Raw genomic sequence first — 4,805 nt, 5'->3', positions numbered from 1 at the left:
TTCTTCGGGATTCCTCTTAGGCTTCTTCGCAAATTTGCGAAGAACTTGCGAAGAATTTGCGAAGAAGGGTAAGCTGTGTCTTTGCTCAGTCCCGCAGAAGACCAGGCTAAGACACACTTTCAACAGAACCCGGCAGCCTCCATGAGATCTCAATGGAGCCGAGGCAAAAAACACTAACCATCCCTCATTTTCCACCATCCATCACACAGTTTTAGCCAGCTCGTCCCAACAATACACAGGTTTCAGAAGAGAAATTACCAACCGTCCCATGAATTTGAGATAACCGTCACAGCGGTTTCCGAAGGCTGTCACTTTTTGGAAAAAGGGAGGCTTGTTTAAGGATACTTTTGTATTCGTATACGGCAGTTCTTTGAAATAGTTGGAAAGTTGATCAGTTGACCAGTTAACCAGTTGACGAGGAAGGCAGTTCTTTAGTTTGTTAATTCGTTAGTTTGTTAGTTAGTAGGTTCTTAAGTTCTTAGGTTTTCTACCTGATGGCATCCCTCATGATAGCTCATCCGAAACCTGACGAAGCAACGGGAAACCGATAACCGGTACCTGAAACATGGAACCTGTAAGCTGTAACTTGAAACCTGTTTATGCTTTTGCTAATGAATAAGCTTTCAGTTCAATCAGATCCGAAGAAGGATTGGTTTTATTCCAGGCCGAATGGACTGCTAAGGCAGCACCCATGGCAGATGCCTGGGCCATTGATGCGGCATACACTTCATGTTTGGGAAATGCATTTGCCAGCAGATTCATGTATAACGGGTTCTTGCTGAAACCACCATCCACGAAGATCTTTTTAACCGGACTGTTATGCAGCACCAGGTTCAGCGAAGCCACCTGTTGCGTCATAAGATCGGCCATAAACTGATGGTACGCGGTTTCATAATTGGCAAAACTGTTGAGATCGCGGACGCCAAATGCACTCTCCTGCACCATGGCAGACTTTGCAGCTTTGCTGTCGGAACCAGTGCCGGCAGTTACAGCAGAAGAAGATAAAAGATCGGCATTAAATGCCACTGTTTTATAATAATCGAGAGCCACATTAAAGTGCGCAGCCAGTCTTTTCGTTTGTTGCTCGTGCTCATACCCGGCAAACAGACGCGATGCCTTGATGGGTTTGCCCCGGTATTCCATATAACACAAACAGTCCTGTTGCAGCTCTTCATACGTTAACCGGGTTTGGTTGAACGGGTTCAACGCAATACACCAGGTACCGGTTGATAACAACACAAACGGTTCGGTAAAGTGAAACAGGTAAGGGATCAGGGCGGCAGAACTATCATGTAAGCCTACCCCGGTCAACAGGGCCTGTCCCTGCCATTGTGATGGCATCAACTGGTCGGACGGGAAAATGTTCGCCAGCTTTTCATTGATGGCTTCGCGGTAGATCCATTCGTGATAATGGTTCTGTGGAAAGTTCCATAAGCCGGTATGACAGCCAATACTGGTGATATCGCTATATGCGCGACCGGTTACCAGAAAGCTCATGTATTGCGGTAAATGCAAGGAGTAATGTATCCGTTCGAACAACCCGGGTTTCGTGTATTTCAGGCGGTATAACTGCATGCCTGAATTCAGGTTGCCCAATACCGGTGAGGCGGTATAAATAGAAAAAGTTATTTCGCCGCCATATTTCTGGTAGAACCCTTCCTGCAGCCCGGCAGGATATGGTTTCAGGTAATTGTACAATGGTGCAACCGCGTTCCCTTCTTTATCTATATGAACAAAGCTGGCGCCATAGGTACTGAAGTTCAGGGCACGCACCTGGAAGCGCGGGTCATTGAACACATCCTGTAAACAGGCACGCACCCAGTTGGTAAGGGCGGCCAGGTTTTCGCAGAGGTCCCCATCTTCATCGGTTATTTCTGCAAACTGTTCGCTTTTCTCCAGTACAATGTTGTACTGCTCATCAAACAGGAATAATTTTTTATTGGTTTTTCCAATATCGAAAATCGCTATAACAGAAGTTCTACTCATTAGGCGGCAATTCACTCACTTAAATGGTTACAGGTTATCCCGCAGGGCGGAACAACCTGTAACATAAAACTATTTATAAACCAGTAGCGACGGTCTTTTGACCACGCTCTTTAATCAAATTCTCTCTTACTTTCAGCTGACGGTACAACTGTATTGGTTGTAATGCGGCGCCGGCCTGCAGGCGGGCTTCCGCAACCAGGGCGCGTACATCGGTACGGTAAGCCTGTTGCAGAATTTCCTGTGCCTTGGCTACATCGCTTACTTCCTGGGCAGCCTGCAATGCTTTGGTATCAACCAGCAACGCCTGTGCATAAGCGATCTTGATGGCTTCTATCGATTGCAGCAGGTCTTCCAGCGGGTCTTTTACGTTGTGCGATGCGTCGATCATCCAACCCAGGTCGGTAGCGTGTTGCATACCGCGGGCATCCATACCTTCTACCAGTTCATTAAAGATCAGGAACAGCTGGTAAGGATTGATGCTGCCTACTGTAAGATCATCATCGCCGTATTTTGAATCGTTGAAGTGAAAACCGCCCAGTTTGCCTTCGTTCAGCAACAGGGCAACGATCTGCTCAATGTTGGCATTGGGCAAATGGTGGCCAAGATCAACCAGCGTATAGGCTTTGGGGCCCAGTTTGCTGGCATACAGTAATGATTGTCCCCAGTCGCCTACTGTCATTGAGTAGAAGTTGGGTTCAAACGCTTTGTATTCAACAAACATTTTAAAGTTATCGGGCAGCGCTGCATAAATTTCGTGCAGGCTTTCCAGTGTGCGTTGAAATGCCTTGCGGAAGTTCAGCTGACCGGGAAAGCAGCTTCCATCAGATAACCAAACTGTGATAGAATCTGAGCCCAGTTCTACCCCTTGTTTTATTACTTCAATATTATGATCGATCGCCTGTTTGCGGGTTGCTTTATCAACGTGTTGCAGGGAGCCGAATTTGTAGCTGAGCTTTTGATCGGGCTGATCCTGGAACGTATTGGAGTTTACGGCATCGAAGCGCAAACCATGCTGGGCGGCCAGGGCTTTAATTGCTTTGGCGTCTTTTGGAATATCCCAGGGAATGTGCAGGGAAATAGCGCCGCCACTCTTGTTGAGTGCATGCAACAAACCTACGTCTTCAATCTTTTCTTCAATGGTGCGCGGTTCGCCACCGCCTGAAAAACGGCCAAAACGGGTACCGCCAGTGCCTAATGCCCAGCTGGGGATGGCAATCTGAAAGTTGACCAGTTTTTTAAGAATACCGTCTAAACCGGCAACACCTTCGGCTGCAAATTCAAAGCGGCGTTTATGTTCTTTAAGGAGACTATTATTGTGCTCGTCTATTTTATACTTATCGATCTGCATACGCAATCGTTGTTTATGGTAAATAAAATACTTCTTTCAGGGGAACGCTTACCGGTGAGTTATCCGGGTTGCTCTCCATAATATCTTTCATGTACGCCCACCATTTTTGCATAACGGGGTGGGCGGGTAAGTTGTCCAATGCAGCGGGGTCTGTTACGTTTAAAACGCCAAACAGGCTGTTGGTGGTTTCATCCAGAAAGATCGAATATTCGCTAATACCGGTTGCCTGCAACAACTCCTTTAGTTCGGGCCATAAAGCATCGTGACGTTTTTTGTACTCGGCTTCCTGTCCCTTGAATAAATTCATTTTGATGGCAACTCTGGGCATAGCAATGTTATATTTTACAATCGTTATTGGAATGAAACAAGACCTGTCAGGTGCACGTGAGCTTCCTGATCGCTCAAGACACTAAGGTACACCTTACAGGTCTTTAAAAATTATCTTACGAAGGCAGTAGCAACGCCACCGTCTACATTTATCACATTACCGGTTGATTTGTTTAACAAACCACCTGTAACTGCGAAGCAGGCATTGGCGATGTCTTCGGGTAATATTATTTCGTTGAGCAAAGTGCGTTTGGCGTAGTAGCCAGGTAATTCCTGTACTGTAATGCCATAAGCTTTGGCGCGGCCTTCAGCCCATGCACCTTCCCAAATTTTACTGTCGCTGATAACCGCATCGGGGTTCACCACGTTCACCCGGATGTGATCTTTCCCTAATTCAGCGGCGTTCAAACGGCTCAGGTGTAACTGGGCTGCTTTGGCAGAACCGTAACCAGCATTGTTGGGGCCGCTCATGAGGGCGTTCTTGCTCACGATGTTGATCACATCGCCGCCAATGGCCTGTTTGCGCATTACCTCAACACCAGCCTGGGTTACAAAGAACTGTCCTTTTACCAGTACATCATACAGGATGTCCCAGTCCTTCTCGGTATGCTCTTCAATGGGTTTTGAAATTGACAAACCGGCGCAGTTCACTACAATGTCCAAACCACCGAAAGCGAGGGCAGCTGCATCGCAGGCGCCTTTGATATCGCTGGCTTTGGTTACATCCAGTACAACGGCAGCGAACACATCTTTACCGTATGATTTACCGAAATCTTCTTTTGCTCCTTCGAGGCGGGTAGCATCGTTATCGTTGATGATAACGCAAGCGCCTTCGTCGGCAAATTTTTTGGCTATAGCTTTCCCTATTCCACCAGCACTTCCGGTTACCAGTGCAATGCGGCCCGATAAAGCTTTTGGCTTGGGCATGCGTTGCAATTTGGCTTCTTCCAGTAACCAGTACTCGATGTTAAAAGCTTCCTGACGGGGTAACGAAGTATATGATGAAATGGCTTCTGCACCACGCATTACGTTAATGGCGTTGATGTAGAACTCCGCTGCCACACGGGCAGTTTGTTTGTCTTTTGAGAAGGTGAACATACCTACACCGGGGAACAGAATAACCACCGGGTTGGGGTCGCGCATG

Annotated in this window: 4 protein-coding genes; all 4 read right to left on the bottom strand. The window is 47.2% G+C overall.

Annotated elements, in window-relative coordinates; translation table 11 throughout:
- Positions 1 to 597: 597 nt before the first annotated feature.
- Positions 598 to 1,986: an FGGY-family carbohydrate kinase gene (locus ACJ751_RS02350; RefSeq protein WP_407743769.1), complete on the bottom strand. Its 1,389-nt coding sequence runs from the start codon at positions 1,984 to 1,986 to the stop codon at positions 598 to 600.
- Positions 1,987 to 2,059: 73 nt separating this feature from the next.
- Complete coding sequence (locus ACJ751_RS02345; RefSeq protein WP_407743768.1) at positions 2,060 to 3,334, bottom strand: TIM barrel protein; 1,275 nt, start codon at positions 3,332 to 3,334, stop codon at positions 2,060 to 2,062.
- A gap of 13 nt (positions 3,335 to 3,347) precedes the next feature.
- Positions 3,348 to 3,662 (bottom strand): L-rhamnose mutarotase, encoded by a 315-nt coding sequence (gene rhaM / locus ACJ751_RS02340; RefSeq protein WP_407743767.1) that lies wholly within the window; start codon positions 3,660 to 3,662, stop codon positions 3,348 to 3,350.
- Positions 3,663 to 3,772: 110 nt separating this feature from the next.
- A partial coding sequence (locus ACJ751_RS02335; protein WP_407743766.1) for an SDR family NAD(P)-dependent oxidoreductase occupies positions 3,773 to 4,805 on the bottom strand: 1,033 nt, incomplete at its 5' end.

This window comes from Niastella sp., assembly GCF_045805085.1.
Taxonomy (GTDB): Bacteria; Bacteroidota; Bacteroidia; order Chitinophagales; family Chitinophagaceae; genus Niastella.
This window is presented reverse-complemented; position numbering and strand designations above follow the sequence as displayed.